At 42.9% G+C, this 16,051-nt stretch carries 8 protein-coding genes, 2 tRNA genes, 1 rRNA gene and 1 riboswitch; of the genes, 8 read left to right on the plus strand and 3 right to left on the minus strand.

Annotation, left to right across the window (positions count from 1 at the left end; genetic code table 11):
* Positions 1-172 precede the first annotated feature (172 nt).
* The 5 genes from PNK_RS05030 to treY all read left to right on the plus strand — a co-directional run bounded on the left by PNK_RS05030 (position 173) and on the right by treY (position 10,410).
* Positions 173-1,744: a DEAD/DEAH box helicase gene (locus PNK_RS05030; protein ID WP_059060687.1), complete on the plus strand. Its 1,572-nt coding sequence runs from the start codon at positions 173-175 to the stop codon at positions 1,742-1,744.
* 266 nt (positions 1,745-2,010) lie between these two features.
* A riboswitch (cobalamin riboswitch) is annotated at positions 2,011-2,238 on the plus strand.
* Between the two features lie 200 nt (positions 2,239-2,438).
* Entirely contained in the window at positions 2,439-4,472 is a 2,034-nt protein-coding gene (locus PNK_RS05035) for an ATP-dependent Clp protease ATP-binding subunit (protein WP_059060688.1), read from the plus strand.
* A 227-nt stretch (positions 4,473-4,699) separates the two neighbouring features.
* Complete coding sequence (gene hemH / locus PNK_RS05040; protein WP_059060690.1) at positions 4,700-5,758, plus strand: ferrochelatase; 1,059 nt, start codon at positions 4,700-4,702, stop codon at positions 5,756-5,758.
* A gap of 184 nt (positions 5,759-5,942) precedes the next feature.
* A complete protein-coding gene (locus PNK_RS05045) occupies positions 5,943-7,337 on the plus strand; it encodes a hypothetical protein (RefSeq protein WP_059060693.1) in 1,395 nt (464 codons plus the stop codon).
* A gap of 187 nt (positions 7,338-7,524) precedes the next feature.
* Positions 7,525-10,410, plus strand: a complete 2,886-nt coding sequence (gene treY / locus PNK_RS05050; protein WP_059060694.1) for a malto-oligosyltrehalose synthase — start codon at positions 7,525-7,527, stop codon at positions 10,408-10,410.
* Positions 10,411-10,628: 218 nt separating this feature from the next.
* Here treY and PNK_RS05055 read toward each other — a convergent pair whose 3' ends face one another.
* The 3 genes from PNK_RS05055 to PNK_RS05065 form a co-directional block, all read right to left on the minus strand.
* Positions 10,629-11,201: a hypothetical protein gene (locus PNK_RS05055; RefSeq protein WP_059060697.1), complete on the minus strand. Its 573-nt coding sequence runs from the start codon at positions 11,199-11,201 to the stop codon at positions 10,629-10,631.
* A 106-nt stretch (positions 11,202-11,307) separates the two neighbouring features.
* On the minus strand, positions 11,308-12,453 hold the full coding sequence (locus PNK_RS05060; protein ID WP_059060699.1) for a fasciclin domain-containing protein: 1,146 nt from the start codon (positions 12,451-12,453) through the stop codon (positions 11,308-11,310).
* Positions 12,454-12,676: 223 nt separating this feature from the next.
* On the minus strand, positions 12,677-13,555 hold the full coding sequence (locus PNK_RS05065; RefSeq protein ID WP_059060701.1) for a fasciclin domain-containing protein: 879 nt from the start codon (positions 13,553-13,555) through the stop codon (positions 12,677-12,679).
* A 460-nt stretch (positions 13,556-14,015) separates the two neighbouring features.
* Here PNK_RS05065 and PNK_RS05075 point away from each other — a divergent pair.
* The 3 genes from PNK_RS05075 to PNK_RS05085 all read left to right on the plus strand — a co-directional run bounded on the left by PNK_RS05075 (position 14,016) and on the right by PNK_RS05085 (position 15,851).
* Positions 14,016-15,555, plus strand: a 16S ribosomal RNA gene (locus PNK_RS05075).
* A 134-nt stretch (positions 15,556-15,689) separates the two neighbouring features.
* Positions 15,690-15,762, plus strand: a tRNA-Ala gene (locus PNK_RS05080).
* 12 nt (positions 15,763-15,774) lie between these two features.
* A tRNA-Ile gene (locus tag PNK_RS05085) sits at positions 15,775-15,851 on the plus strand.
* Positions 15,852-16,051: the final 200 nt, after the last annotated feature.

The following is a 16,051-nucleotide window of genomic DNA, read 5'->3' on the forward strand; positions in this document are numbered from 1 at the left end:
AGCCCCGGTAATTTGCTTTGCCAAGCACAGCTGACCAAGCGTCATGTTATTTTCTTTTTTATCTGAGATTCAAAGATACATATTCTCGATACCTTGTCGTTTATGCAACCAGCACCACAAATATCAACTATAAGATCCCCTATAGGGATATACTTTAGGAAAAGAAAATTATATGACCCCAGAAAATCAATCACCTGTTGAAGAATTTAATTTTGATCAATTTGGCTTAAAAGAGCCGATTGTACAAGCACTGCATGAAGCCGGATTTAAAACGCCGAGCCCGATTCAGAAGCAAGCTATTCCAGCAGTATTAGCTGGACATGACATGGTTGCGCAAGCCCATACAGGTACTGGAAAAACGGCAGCTTTTGGCCTTCCGGCTTTGCATTTGATCAGCGAAAAGCCAGGCACACAGTTGTTAGTTTTGACTCCGACTCGTGAGCTTGCAAGCCAAGTAAGCGATGAGCTTTTCCGCCTAGGCCGTCATTTGGGAATTCGCACTGCTACGATTTGCGGTGGAAAATCTTTTAGACCACAGATTGAAGCCTTGCAGAGAGGAGTTCAGGTACTCGTAGCGACTCCTGGTCGTTTGCTCGATCTTCTAGAATCTGACAGTTTAACAGACTTTAGACCAGCGATTGTTGTTCTAGACGAAGCCGATGAAATGCTAGACATGGGCTTTTTAGAAGCCATTCAAAAGATTTTCACTTTCTTGCCAGCAAAAAGACAAACATTGCTATTTTCAGCAACGATGCCTCCACAGATTCAACGTTTGGCACAACAAATCTTGAAGAGCCCATTGTTTATCAGTGTGACTCAAAAAGAGACAACTAACAAAGACATTAAGCAAGTTTACTATGTGATTCGCGAAGAAGAGCGCGATGATGCGATTCTCCGCTTGCTAGATAGCGAAGAACCAAGCAAGGCGATCATTTTCTGCCGTACGAAAAAAGATGTCGATCGTCTTTCAACTTTGCTCGTTGCTAGTGGATACCATGCGCGTGGCTTGCATGGAGACATGGAACAGCCTCAGCGTGAAGAGGTGATTCGTCATTTCCGCGCCGAACAAATTCGCGTCTTAGTCGCAACAGACGTTGCTGCAAGAGGATTGAGCGTATCGGATGTGTCTCACGTTTTCAATTATCACCTACCATTCGATCCTGCGAGCTATGTACACCGTATCGGCCGTACAGGAAGAGCAGGTAACAAAGGTATGGCGAGCACGTTTGTGACTTTGCGTGAATGGCGCGATTTCCAACGTTATGAAAAAATCATTGGCGCTCCAATTAAGCGAGAACTCATTCCAAATCTCGAAGATGTGAAAAAGCTAAAACGCCAGAAACTGGTTGATCGCATTCAAGGTCAAGCTGTTCACCAGGATGTTTCTTTAGTCTTGGAACTGATGGTTGAGATGGATCATGCGACTATGGCTTCTAAGTTCATCTCTTTCGTATTGGATCAAGAAACGATTCAAGGCCCAGATAACATCGGCGTCGAGCCAAGAGGGCAAGAAAGAGAAACAAAAGGACAGCGTTCCGACCGTTTTAATGACGAGCGTCGCAGAGCTAATAATAATGGTCCAAAGAAGTTTTCTGGTAAGCCTGGTGGGTTTAAAAAAGACTTTGATAAAGGCGGTTATAAGAAATCAGGCTTTCCAAAGAATCGCTCCAATGCTGGCAACTACTCGACTCGTTCAGGTAGTGGCAGTGCAGGCGGATTTAAAGAACGCGCCCGCGCAGTCTAAGCTGAAGAGAAACTAGAAAAGAGCGAATCTTTTTGATAGTTATTTGATATAGCCCTAACACATTGAAATTGCTTCGATGTGTTAGGGCTATTTTTTTTGCATATCAAAATGGAAATGATCCTTCTTGAAACGCATCAGTTTAAGGAAAAAACACTAGAATTTATCTTTGATATTTTTTTGTATAATTTAACACGATCACTAAAAGTTTAGTTTAATAAAGCAGATTGACTTTTTATTTAATAAGAATTATAAGCTTTTAGCGCCAATGAATATTTTTATAGAAAAGTGCCTCTAAAGATGATTTTAGAGGAGAATAGGGAAACAGGTGTAAATCCTGTGCGGTTAGGCCGCTGTATCGAATGACGAATGCTTAAGGTAAATCTGCAATAGATTTATTTAAACCACTGCCTCTAAGAGAGAAATCTCGTTGGCGGGAAGGTTGAGCAAGAGAGTGATTTCGGAGCCAGAAGACCTGCTTTTCTATACCTATCGCAATCTGCGCGTTACTGCAAGTTTTGGATGATAATAGACAAAACTTAAGCTAACGCGAATGAGGATGACTGTCTCCTAAAAGACAGGATGGGGGAAAGCGTTTATCTATTCCTTTTATGAGAGTTGTTTAGCAGCTTTTATTGGGTGTCAGCCACGCACATTTCCCTCTTAAATTAATTTAATCATGATTGAGGAGTGAGTAATGTTAGTGAATGCGATGAGACCTTATATCCCTTTTTTTCATCAGCAGGCTGTAGAACCTGCATCGCCCTTAAATGCGATTCGGCAGTTAGATGAGCTTGGAAGGCTCCTTTTATCAGAAGAATGGGATGTTAAACAGTGGACCGTTTGGAAAGCTGACATTCAATCGATCATTCGGCAGCATCAGGGCGATCATGAAGCGCTCGATCGATTCTTGTCAGAGGTAATTACGGGGATGATTGCCAAAGATCCTCAAGAAGCATTGACTTTTTTGGCAGACATTCTTGATTTGGAAAGCTTAAGCCAAGTGGCTCGTTTCAAAGCGCAGGCAGACGGATTTCCTCCTTTTGAAAACATTTTTGAATGGGCAGCTTTAAGAGCACCTCTTTTCCCGATTAGTCCTGAAATTTCATTTAAGCAACAGGTACATTCGGAATGGAACCGCTTTCGACCCATGGCGATCTATTTTATTCCCAATCTGATTAACATCTTCTTAGGTGCCTTCAATTTTTTAGACTCTCACAAAAAATTTACGACTTTATGGGAAAAGCATCTACTTCTTGAAATTGTATACAAGTTCTTCGTGATTCCTTTTTTTCTCATTCAAGTTCTTCAGCCCATTTTTGTTGTAACGGCAAAAGTATATGCCATTGCTGCTGGCATCATCGTATGTGGAGGCGTTTTAGCTGCTTGCTATCAAAAATGGTTAAAGCCGCTGCCTGATGAGATTGTCAACTGTACCAATCTCGATAAACAAATGGAGCTAGGCTTCATTGAGCCAACAGTCGGCATGAGTGCGACAATGGATCGCATCATTTCTGCCTTGTTAACCGGATCCAATGTGCTTTTACTTGGGAGGTCAGGCGCGGGGAAATCGGCCGCAGGCAAGCGATTAATTCAATTGAAGAAAGAGGGGCGTCTCCCCCAGGCGCTGCAAAAATTAGCCAACTATGAGGTCGACTGCGGGTTGCTCATGTCGAATGTCAGCTTCGGCCATTCGGAATTAATCAACCAAGTTAAAGATCAATTGGCAGGATACGAACATCAAGTCTTATTTCATCTAGATGAGATTGATCAATTGGTGAAAAATGGCGGGGCTTTTCAGGCCTTTAAGAAGCGGTTTTTGGAAGATCGGCCAAGTCCTGCATTTATTGCCACTACAACGTTTAAGGAATTTGAAAAAATTAAAGAATTGGATGACGATGGTTCATTTAGACGGCGAGTGGTGCCGATCGTGGTTGATGATGCAGATGAAACACAAAATAGGCTGATTCTTAGCGAATTGGTCAACCGCGTCGCAGCTAAAATTCCCGTTACCGATGATGCCATTGACAAGGTTTTAGAACTGACTGAGTCGGAAGAGTATTTGCCCCAAATCGGCCGTCCCGCAAAAGCAATCAAGTTGATGAAAGATGCAATTGGGCGGTGTGAATGGACTTATAATTCCCATTTTGTTTGCCCAGAGCTTGAGCAAGCTCGGCAGGCTGTCCAGAATTTTGAATCGCACTTATCGCGCAATATAAAGGAAACCTCTGCCGATTTGCGCGAATATGCAGCACTGCGCGAGAGAGTGAGAGTGCTTGAAAGCGAACACCTGATTCATAAGCAAAAAATTCAGAAAATTAGGCTCCTAATTGAGCAAGAATTAGTTTTTAAGAACCGCTATTATAAATTGACACATCGAATGGCAAACGCGAGGCCGAATCTGGCCCAAGAGAGAAGAGTGGCGCGGGTGACTGGTGAAGAGCAAAAGCTTTATCTCTTAACCTACTTTTATGGAATCGGTGCTTATAAATCGTATTTGCAAGAGAAGTTAGATGAAGTCAAAGAAAGCTTTCATGTGCAAGTAGATGAAGCCCTCATCAGCAAAGTATTTGATGAAGCAAAACAGGTTGATGAACGTATCGCAGAAAAAGTGGACGGAAGAGCTGCAAACGAACCGGCAGAACCAGTTCATGCAATAGCCGCCGAAGTTGAAACTGAAGTCGATAATGTTGTGCTTGGAGAGAATGAACCAAGACTTGGGGATGAATAGGTTTTTGCTAGACCACCGAAAATCTATCAACAGCCTCTTCACTAAAATTTTTTAACAACATATTCCACAGGGCCTTAATATTTTTTAAGGTCCTGTCTTTTTTTAAGGCTTTTTATGAGTGAAAGTTTAATGATTTCTTTGAGCAAGAATTGACTTTTAAAAATCGCTCTTTTAAATCGCATAAGCGATTTGCTTTAAATTTCCATAGACAGCGCGCAAGGAAGAATATGACAAACAAGAAGACGGGCATTTTGCTTGTGAATTTGGGAACGCCCAAAACTCCTCAGCCTAAAGATGTTTTTCATTACCTCAATGAGTTTTTAACCGATGGCCGTGTCATCGATATTCCATGGCTGCAAAGACAGTTATTAGTAAGGGGGATTATCGTTCCTTTCCGCTATAAACAGTCGGCAAAGCTTTATCAAAAGCTATGGACGGAGGAGGGATCGCCTCTACTCGTTCATGGATTGGCCGTCCAAAGCAAGCTCCAAAGTCTGCTCGGGCAGCAATTTAAAGTGGAATTGGCTATGCGCTATCAAATTCCGTCGATTGCAGAAGGATTAGAAAGCTTGAGAAAGGCTCATGTTGATGAAATTCTGATCTTCCCTCTGTTTCCTCAATATGCATCGGCTACAACCGGATCGGTTCATCAGCAAGTAATGAGTCACCTACAACAATGGCAGGTCATTCCCAAGCTTACCTTCATCAATAGTTATCCCGACCACCCCGGCATGATTGAAGCCTTTTGCCAACGTGCCAAACAGTACGATCTCGATTCGTACGACCATATTTTATTCAGTTTTCATGGACTACCAGAAAGGCAGATACGAAAAGCTGATGCTACTGGATGCTGCCTTAAGGCTCAGTGCTGTCAGCAACTTGGAAAGGATAATCAATTTTGTTACAAGGCGCAGTGTTATACGACTGCACATGCCATTGCTCGCAAGCTTGCATTAGATACTTCTCTCTACACGATATGTTTCCAGTCGAGGCTTGGTAAAGAACCTTGGATTCAACCCTATACGGCCGATCAACTTAAAGCTTGCGTGGAAAGAGGTAATAAACGGGTCCTCGTCTTTTGCCCTGCCTTTGTCTGCGACTGTCTGGAAACAACGTGCGAAGTTTCGTTTGAGTATGCAGAGGAATTTAAGCATCTAGGCGGAGAGGAACTTCATTTAGTGGAAGGCTTAAATAGCCACCCTCTTTGGATAGAAGCCATCCGTACCATTATTTTTGAAAACCTGTCTCATCACAAAGTATCTGCTAAGCTGCCAATCAAGGTCTAATAACAATTGCTGAGTTTAGAGCAACTTCTAACTCAGCTAAGATTCGATCGATTCTTCTTGAAATCTGCTATTTCATAAAAACTAATAAATATATTTTGTTTTTTTTGATTTAATTGATTGTTTTTATAGTAAATTTTTATTTAATTTGTTATTATTGATTAAAATTCTAATATTAAAGGTGTTTATGGTTTTATCTAATTTGGTTTCTAATCATGTTCAACATAACATCATGTCTTATTTAGTTGATTGCGATTCAGAGACGGAACAAACGATTAGTGCAGTCATTAGTAAGGTATCAAATCATGTTTTTGAAGGTGCGAGAATTGCTTTTTTTCCGGATTATCCGATCAGGGCAAACTCTATGTTTCAAAACGAGCTCAATCCGACCCTGTATCGCCAGATCTATCAGATTGAGGTAGAAGAAAACGAGCCGATGCAGGAAGTGTATGTTTGGAGCCGCGAACATGGTAGTTGGCAAAATCGAAAGGCGCCTATTGCGGAGCAGCGTTTCCCGACATATTTACCTTTAAGAATGCTTTTTAAAGGACAAGAAGGGCGTTTGATTACGTTGAACATTTGGGGGCAAAAATTGCATTTATTATGCTCTCAAAAAGCGGCAAAGTTTGGCGACTTAGAAGGTTCTTTTGAAAGCAAGCTCAGTATCGGAGAGATTAAGCACTATGCTAACAAGAAGATTTCTCGAGAAATATTTTATCCCGGAGAATTTGAAGGTTTTGTGAATATTACAGAGTCTAAAGATGCCGATTCGCAAGATCTTAAAGCGATTTATTTTAATTCTTATCAGGCAACACGTCATTTAGATGAAAGATCGCTTCAAGAGTCCTTCGTTAAACAGGCCTGTTTGGGATCGGGTGGCGAGGGCGTTGTTTATAAAGTATTGGACAAAACAGCTGGTGATCTCAAGGCCCTAAAAATCACTAAGACAGATTGTGATCAAAATAGGCTTGCGATTGGAACCATTTCTCATGCTTTAGATTTCGGGCATACTTGTCATTTAACTCGTATTTTTGAGACCTTTAAGGTTGATACTGAGGCGGTCAAGAAGGGGCGTGAGTTTATACCTATGAATCTAAAAGGAAGCTGTAGTGGCTACTTGATGGAGCTAATGGATGGGGACTTTGAAAAGCTTTGGCCGATCCTTACAAAAGAGCAAAAAGCAGCCATGACTATCCAGCTAGTTTGTACAGATAATCTGATGCATAACCGCTTCAAATTGCAAATTGCCGATGATAAACTGAGAAATATTTTTTATAAAAAAATAGATGAAGAGGTGACATTTCAGGGTAAGAGAGTGCAAGACTTTGATTACTTGCAATATACCATTCAAGGCAAAAAATTTTACATTCCAGTGAAAGAAACTCCCTATCTTATGAAGCGAGGGGATTATGATCAGTGGACAAGTCGTTTAATCGCGGGCAACAGTCAGTTTAAGGAAGCGGGGATAGGCTCCTTGGAAGTGGCCCTTGATTCGATAGGGTATACACTGCAACAAGCAGAAGTTTTATTTGGGACTCCCCCTTCAACAACTTCCATTTTAGAAATGGGCACGGATCGTTAGAGGAGCCAGCCTCTTAAGAGCAGCAGCGGGTTATAAACGAAATGAAAATTTAGTTTTTATAACCCGCTTAGTTTTGTATGAAACAAGGAGAAATTCTTCGGAGATTATTAAATAATTTCATTGACCTTGAAAGAAGAGCACTTTACGATTCGCGATAAGCTGGGTTCAGTGAATAGGTCAATGATTTATGGAAATGCTTCATATTCCAAGGGCAACGTATCGTTTACAATTCAATCGATACTTCACGTTCAAGCAAGCTCTTGAATTAGTTCAATACTTTCGTGAATTGGGAATTTCCGATCTTTACGCCTCTCCCATTTTCAAGTCTAATCCAGGAAGCCTGCATGGATACGATGTTTTAGATTCAAATCAAATCGATCCGGAAATTGGCACGGAAGAAGAGCTGCAACAACTGGCGGGAGAGTTGCGCCGTAATGGAATGGGGTTAGTGATCGATATCGTTCCCAATCACATGTGCATCGCAGATGGAAATAAATGGTGGAGCGATGTTCTTGAGAATGGGCCAAGCTCTCTTTATGCTCAACACTTTAACATCGTTTGGAATCCTCCAAAAGCAGAGCTGAAAAATAAAGTTTTGCTGCCAGTTCTCGATCAGCAATATGGAAAAGTCGTTGATAGGCAAGGTTTTAAAATTGTCTGCGATGGCGCAGCATTCTTAGTTGAATATGGCACCCGGCGATTTCCTCTCAATCCCAGCACATGGCCAGCAATTTTAATTCCTGCTATCGAAAAGTTAAAAGATGAGCTGGGAGCGTCGGATTCTTATCTACTCGAATTAGAAAGCATTGTAACAGCATTGGATCATTTACCGAACGCGACAGAGACCGATCCTGATAAATGCATAGAGCGTCACCGTGAAAAAGAAATTATAAAAAACAGGTTAAAGCGGCTGATGGAAAAAGGGGAAAAAGCCCCTTTGATTGTAGAGGCCGTTCAAGAGTCGATGCGAATCTTAAGCGGTAATACAGAAGATCTTGGCAGTTTTAATCGCTTGGAAGAGCTTTTAAGGAATCAATCCTATCGGCTAAGTTTTTGGAGCGTGACGAATGATGAGATTAACTACAAGCGTTTTTTCGATATCAACGAGCTTGTGAGCATGCAATCTGAGAATGAAGCTGTATTCGAAGACATTCATGCATTCACTTTAAAAATCGTTGCACAGGGCTTGGTTACAGGCTTGCGTATTGATCACGTAGATGGATTGTTTGATCCTGAGCAGTATTTTATTCGTCTGCAGCGCCGTTGTGCAGAGGTAAGACACGTTACGGATAAATTAGCGGATCCCTTCTATATGGTTGTCGAGAAAATTCTAGTAGGGGAAGAGAGGCTCCGTTCAAACTGGTTGGTGAGTGGGACTACGGGTTACGACTTTTTGAATTTAGTCAATGGGTTATTTGTTTTGCCCGAGCATAGAGAGGACATTCTTGCGATCTATGAGCAATTTATTAGGCGTAACGAAGAGATGGATGAGGTCATTTATACCTGTAAAAAATTGATTCTCATTGTTTCGATGTCAAGCGAGCTTCACATCTTAGCTCGCCATTTGGAGGAGATTTCCGAACAGCATCGGTGGTCGCGTGATTATACTCTTGAAAGTTTAAGAACAGCGCTGAGGGAAATCATTGCTTGTTTTCCTGTTTATCGCAGCTATATTCGCTTGAATGACGTTTGTGTGAAAGAGGCTGATCTTCGCTGTATTGTGGCCGCTATTGACTATGCTAAGCGTGCCAATCCTGCGGGTGATTTGTCAATTTTCGACTTTATTCAAAGCGTGTTGTTATTGCAGGATCCACCAGGTCTAACAGAAGAGCAGATCGCTTTTCGGCGCCTGTTTGTCATGCGCTTTCAGCAACTAACAGGGCCCGTGACAGCTAAAGGAGTGGAAGATACAGCCTTTTATCGGCACTATCCTCTTGCCTCGCTCAATGAGGTTGGAATGGATCCTTCTCAGTTTGGAACGCATCGAACAGATTTTCATGCAAAGAATCAGGAAAGAAAACAAAACTGGCCGCACACGCTATTGACAACATTTACACACGATACAAAGAGAAGCGAAGATGTCAGAGCTAGAATGAATGTTTTATCTGAGAATCCCGAAGCTTGGCAGCAGGCTCTTCAATGCTGGAGCCAGCTCAACAAGCCTTTTAAAGTATCGTTGGATAATCGAAAAATACCTGACCACAATGAAGAATATCTGCTTTATCAGACACTAATCGGCTCATGGCCACTTCATGAGATGGATATAAATAGCCGGCCTCAGTATATCGACCGCATTAACAAGTATATGTTGAAAGCTCTGAAGGAAGCTAAAGTTCATACGAGTTGGACCAATCCCTATGAAGCATATGAGAAGGGGATCCAAGAGTTTATTGGTAAAATTTTAAATCCTGGCCAGGATAATCCTTTCTTAGAGGATTTCACTCAATTTATTAAACCCATCATTAAGGCCGGATTATTTAACTCATTAGCGCAGATTGTACTCAAGATGACTTGTCCAGGCATTCCTGACTTTTACCAGGGAAGCGAGCTATGGGAATTTACACTCGTCGATCCTGATAACCGTCATCCAGTTGATTATTCAAATCGGCGCCAGCTACTCGAGATGATCAAACAAAAAAAAGAGCTCGATCATGGTGCATTTGTGAGCCATCTTATCAAAACGCCCGAAGATGGCCTAATTAAATTATATGTCACCTCACAACTCTTAAACTTTAGGATGAGGGCTTCCAAGCTTTTTCAAGAAGGGGATTATCATCCCATTGAATCAGCTGGAAAAAAAGCACGTCAGGCTGTAGCTTTTAGCCGCTCGTGGGGGCAAGAACATCTTTTAATTGGCGTTGGCCGCTTTTTCACGCGGCTGACAAATCCTGCAACGACGCTGCCCGTCGGTGACGTTTGGGAAGATACTCACCTGCTTGTTGCACCCCGCCTAGCTGGCAGTTATCGGGACATTCTAAGCGGTCAAGTAGTGCAAATAGAGGCCGATCGCCCGCTCTTTTTATTCCAAGCTTTTGCCGCGCTACCCTTTTTCGTTCTGGAAAAGATCCTTTAGACATGTCTTAACCCATGATGCAATTTGATGGGTGAATGAACGTACATCACCGAATTGGAAGCACTTGCCGTACCTGGCAGGCGAGGGTTGCAAAGCCGCTTCTTCAAGAAAAAGAGAAAATTAAAGGAGAAAGGGGAATTTGAGCCAAATGAAAAGGACCTTGCTAATGCTAATTCAGCAAGGTCCTGGACTATGCAAGCCAACTAAGATTCGTTAGATTAACGAGCGTTTGGATTGTTTGTATTTGGCTGTGTTGGAGCAGGCATTGGGTTAGTATAAGTGCTGCTGCCTTGGCCTTGAGATGCTGTGTTAAATGACTGGTTTGAACCATAGCTTTGATTGTTATAGTTGTAACCTTGATTGCCTGCTGGATGTTCACTGAAGCCATAGTCGCGGTCAGGTGAGTTATCATAAGCCTGTTGTCCGCCTTGATAATAGTCGTCTTGTTGGAAGCCCGATCTATTATAGCCTTGCTCGTATCCGCCTGCTGGATGGTCAAAACCTTTGTGATCTTCGAAATCATTGTAATAAGTTTGTCCACCATATGGGTAGGGGTAGGCATTATTAGACGAGTGATCAAAGTGATCGCCATCATGACCGTAAAAACCACGACTTGGTGCATTGTAATAGCCTTGCTGAGGATAAGAGTAGTTGCTGTATCCGCCAGATCCGCCATAGTTGCGGTTGTAGCTACCCCAAGGACATCCACCTGAAGGGCACTGAGCCATCGCGCTAGCAGCAACTAATGTGGAAAGGATCGAAGCTAATACTGATTTAGACAACATTTTCATACAAATCTCCTTTTAGGTTGAGAATCAAATATTTTTAGGCTAAAAAGCCATTGTAAATGGTCTAAGAACAGTAAAATGTCGTTTACTGCTCTAAAGCGGTGGAAAATTAAGGTACTAAAACCGCATCAATAATGTGTACAACTCCATTTGAGCTTGTTAAGTCCGTTTTGGTGACATTGGCTCCATTCACAGTCACTTTAGTCCCAGTCTTTTTAATCGTTAGCTCTTTACCATTAGCCGTCGTTACATGCCCTTCTTTAATGTCTGCCGCTAAAATTTTTCCGGCAATGACGTGGTTCTTTAAGAATGTCGTCAGCTTCTGCTTGTTTTCAGGCTTTAATAAATCACTTAACTGAATAGGTGATATTTTCTTGAAAGCCTGGTTGTCGGGCGCAAAGACAGTAAATGGTCCTTTACCTGCTAGAACTTGTGACAAGTCTGAGGCCTGAAGAGCTTGGACAAAGGTTGAAAGCGAAGGGTCGTTCGCTGCGATATCTACGATTGTCGTTTCGTGAGGGCGGTTAAAGTGCACCTTTTTTGAAGGATGTGCAGCAGCAGGTGTTGTTGCCTCGCTAATCAGCTGATGCGCGTGAGAGTGGGAGTGGGAGTGGCCGCTATTATAAGATGAGCGATTATCTGGTTGGGGGGTCTTAGAGTCCCTATCCCCGTTTCTCTCATTTTCATACTGGTAACTTCTTGGGGTTCCCATGTGATTGTGGTAAGACACATCTTCGCGATTGTCTTGATCGCTAGTATCGTCATCAGAATCATTATCGTCATTATCGGCATCGCTCGAGCGAGAATATTGCTCCGCTTTAGAATCATTTTTAGATGCCTTAGGAGGCCAGTCGCTTAGTGGATAGCTCTTTGGAGTTGCTTCAGGAGAGGTAAATTTAGGGGCAGTATTGCCGCGGTTTTCCTCTTTTAGCCTATTTTCATCCTTTTTTAAACGAAAATCATCGCGCAACAGTTTGCGTTCATCTCTTTCCAGTCTGTTTTCATCGCGAATAACATGACGCTCATCGCGCAGGAGGCGGCGGTCTTCTCGTAGGCTAGGCTCTTTTCGACGCCCACTTTCTTGATTACTATCCCGATTCGTTGACTGACTATAAGCAGGCCCTTGGCGTGAATTGGCTGGTGCCGAAGTCGCATCATTAGATTGCCACTCAGGCCGATAATCGGCCAAAACCATTTGCTGATAAGCGGTTAGAGAAAAAGCCGCAAGAGCGAATAATTTTGTCATCTTATCCATAAAAACTCCACGGGGTTAAGCAAATCCTACTAAAAAGATTATAGTCCTTTCATGCCTCATCGTATTTTTTTTATAAAGAAAAATTTAAAATAACTGAAGAGAATCGACTGCAGGGATAGCATCTGTTCAGGGATAGCATCTGTTGAGGAATTGCTGCTCAATCGAAAATGCTGAAAGGCAAAAAAGCTCAAGCAGACAAATCAATGCTTCTTGAGCTTTTATATTATTGAGCGGATGTAGAAACTGCAGAGGGCGAGGGTAAGACGGTCTCTAGGATGTAAATGATTCCATTATCGCCTACCGATTCAAAATGAATCGCCCGTACTCCGTTGACGGTTAAAGTCTCATTTTGTACGCGAATATCTAAATTTTTACCGCTCAATGTGCTGACTTGTACATTTTTAATGTCTTTATGCACAATTTTAGTGGGCACAATATAGCCTCCAACTAGTGCTGAAAGTTGTTCCTTATTTTCTGGACGGAAAAGTTCATGAAGCGTTCCTTGCGGAAGGTGCCGGAAGGCTTCATCTGAAGGGATAAAAAGAGTGAAAGATCCTCCGAGCGTTGTTAGCAAATCTTTAGATAGTAAAATGGTTTCAATCGTCGAGTATGTTTGTGCATTGCGCAGTTTGGCTGGCTGTTGCGATACATTAAATGTGCTTTCTTTTGGTAAAGAAGGCAAACCCTCAGCCGCTCGACTGGTTGCTCCCTTTTCATTTAGATTATTTTGTGCCGAAGAGGAAGGGGTGCTCTGCTTTGGCGATGTAAAATTGTAGCCGTTTGCTGTCTCAGGTTTTTTCATGCCATGCGCATTTTGAGCAGCAGGGGCTTTAATCGCGGGCGCACCTAAGGCCGAGCGATCGACAGATCCAGCAGCTGGTTCTATCGGTGTCAGCGTCGTAGAAGGCAGCCCTGTAGACTCTTCGGTTGCCAGACTAATCTCATCATCATAATAGCCAGCAGCCTTGGGATGCGCGGCTTGTTCCTTTTCTCGGTCGGACTCAATTTTTTGACAACGGGCGCAAAAAGCATCTGTTTGGTTAATCGATAAGCTGGAAACGGCTAAAAAAGCGATTAATGCTGCTTTGGAAAATGTCTGCATGAATTACCTCCTAATATATAGATGTTCGATCGGACATGTCTATCTGGATTATACAGGCGTATAAATTATTTGAAATGAGAAAACAACTTTCACCTTTTGATGGCCTAAACTATTAAATCACCACAGCGCTTTTTCCACCTAAAAAACATTGAATCGTAAATGGTTGATTATGAACTTTTAATAAAAAAAATAAAGAGCGAAAGAAAAGATGTTGCAGCAAATCACGACTTTTAGTTACATTAGGAACTTCTTGCGAACGAAATACGTAAAAAACGACAGTGTTGCAAGAATAATAATCGCCTCTGAGTGATTGTGTAGGTGTTTTGACAGTATAAGAGAGACAATGTGCAAGCATAAACAATAGAGCTTGTGTGGGACAGTTTACCTGTCACACATATTAGTATCGCTCAAGAAGCGATACGATTAATATAATCAACTCAATTTTTCAAGAGTTTATTTTTTCTGTGAGAATTTGATCTTGGTTCAGATTGAATGCTGACGGCGTGGATGAGGCATGCAAGTCGAACGGAACCTTCGGGTTCAGTGGCGGAAGGGTTAGTAATACATGGGTAACCTGCCTTTAACTCTGGGATAACGGTTGGAAACGACCGCTAATACCAGATACAGTGAGAATAAGACATCTTTTTCTTATTAAAGTGGGGGATCGTAAGACCTCGCGGTTAAAGAGGGGCCCATGCGATATCAGCTAGTTGGTGTGGTAAAGGCGCACCAAGGCTAAGACGTCTAGGCGGATTGAGAGATTGACCGCCAACACTGGGACTGAGAACTGCCCAGACTCCTACGGGAGGCTGCAGTCGAGAATCATTCGCAATGGGCGAAAGCCTGACGATGCGACGCCGTGTGAGCGAAGAAGGCCTTAGGGTCGTAAAGCTCTTTCGCTTGGGAATAAGATAAACTGGCTAATATCCAGTAAGTTTGAACGTACCAGGTAAAGAAGCACCGGCTAACTCCGTGCCAGCAGCTGCGGTAATACGGAGGGTGCAAGCATTAATCGGATTTATTGGGCGTAAAGGGCGCGTAGGCGGGGATGTAAGTCAGACGTGAAATCCCGGGGCTCAACCTCGGAACAGCATTTGAAACTACATCTCTCGAGGGTAGGCGGAGAAAACGGAATTCCACAAGTAGCGGTGAAATGCGTAGATATGTGGAAGAACACCGGTGGCGAAGGCGGTTTTCTAGCTTATTCCTGACGCTAAAGCGCGAAAGCAAGGGGATCAAACAGGATTAGATACCCTGGTAGTCCTTGCCGTAAACTATGTATACTTGGTGTAACTGGACTCAACCCTAGTTGTGCCGTAGCTAACGCGTTAAGTATACCGCCTGGGGAGTACAGTCGCAAGGCTGAAACTCAAAAGAATTGACGGGGACCCGCACAAGCAGTGGAGCATGTGGTTTAATTCGATGCAACGCGAAGAACCTTACCCAGACTTGACATGCAGTAGACCGGTCTAGAAATAGGCCTTTCCTTCGGGACTGCTGCACAGGTGCTGCATGGCTGTCGTCAGCTCGTGCCGTGAGGTGTTGGGTTAAGTCCCGCAACGAGCGCAACCCTTATCATTAGTTGCCAACATTTAAGGTGGGAACTCTAATGAGACTGCCTGGGTTAACCAGGAGGAAGGTGAGGATGACGTCAAGTCCGCATGGCCCTTATGTCTGGGGCTACACACGTGCTACAATGGTCGGTACAAAAGGCAGCGAAACCGCGAGGTGAAGCAAATCCCGAAAGCCGGCCCCAGTTCAGATTGTAGTCTGCAACTCGACTACATGAAGACGGAATTGCTAGTAATGGCGAGTCAGCAACATCGCCGTGAATACGTTCCCGGGTCTTGTACACACCGCCCGTCACATCATGGGAGTTGGTTTTACCCGAATCCGCTGGCTTAACCGCAAGGAAAGAGGCGTGTAAGGTAAGGCCGATGACTGGGATGAAGTCGTAACAAGGTAGCCCTACCGGAAGGTGGGGCTGGATCACCTCCTTTAAAGGACAGTTTGCTTTAATTAGCAAACAGGTTGGGCAAGCTCTATTAGCTCGTACATTGTCTTACTTGTGCTGTGAAAGCATCGTTATCTATAAAAGATCGCAAATCTTAAGACATCCGATCTTTATTGAATCGGGGGCTTAGCTTAGTTGGTAGAGCGTCTGATTTGCATTCAGAAGGTCAGGAGTTCGAATCTCCTAGCCTCCAAGATTTGCACTTGCGGTTATAGCTCAGTTGGTTAGAGCGCGACACTGATAATGTCGAGGTCCCAAGTTCAAGTCTTGGTAACCGCACCAGTTAAAATTTACATAACAGCTTATTGTTATAAAATAGCCTGCTTCGTGTAGGCAAATACGTTATTTTGAAAGTCATAAAAGTTTAAGAATCAAGTTTAATCTAAAAACGTTGATTGTTTGGTAACAAACAATGAAACGTGAATACGTAAAGTAGATGTAAATCATCTTATTAAAACAATTCACTGATCAAAATCAGCGCT

Source organism: Candidatus Protochlamydia naegleriophila (assembly GCF_001499655.1).
Taxonomy (GTDB): Bacteria; Chlamydiota; Chlamydiia; order Chlamydiales; family Parachlamydiaceae; genus Protochlamydia; species Protochlamydia naegleriophila.

What these genes read in the sequence shown, in the direction of transcription:
- PNK_RS05030 (WP_059060687.1), top strand. Translation starts at nt 173, where the DNA reads ATGACCCCAGAAAATCAATCACCTGTTGAAGAATTTAATTTTGATCAA.
- PNK_RS05035 (WP_059060688.1), top strand. Translation starts at nt 2,439, where the DNA reads ATGTTAGTGAATGCGATGAGACCTTATATCCCTTTTTTTCATCAGCAG.
- hemH (WP_059060690.1), top strand. Translation starts at nt 4,700, where the DNA reads ATGACAAACAAGAAGACGGGCATTTTGCTTGTGAATTTGGGAACGCCC.
- PNK_RS05045 (WP_059060693.1), top strand. Translation starts at nt 5,943, where the DNA reads ATGGTTTTATCTAATTTGGTTTCTAATCATGTTCAACATAACATCATG.
- treY (WP_059060694.1), top strand. Translation starts at nt 7,525, where the DNA reads ATGGAAATGCTTCATATTCCAAGGGCAACGTATCGTTTACAATTCAAT.
- PNK_RS05055 (WP_059060697.1), bottom strand. Translation starts at nt 11,201, where the DNA reads ATGAAAATGTTGTCTAAATCAGTATTAGCTTCGATCCTTTCCACATTA.
- PNK_RS05060 (WP_059060699.1), bottom strand. Translation starts at nt 12,453, where the DNA reads ATGGATAAGATGACAAAATTATTCGCTCTTGCGGCTTTTTCTCTAACC.
- PNK_RS05065 (WP_059060701.1), bottom strand. Translation starts at nt 13,555, where the DNA reads ATGCAGACATTTTCCAAAGCAGCATTAATCGCTTTTTTAGCCGTTTCC.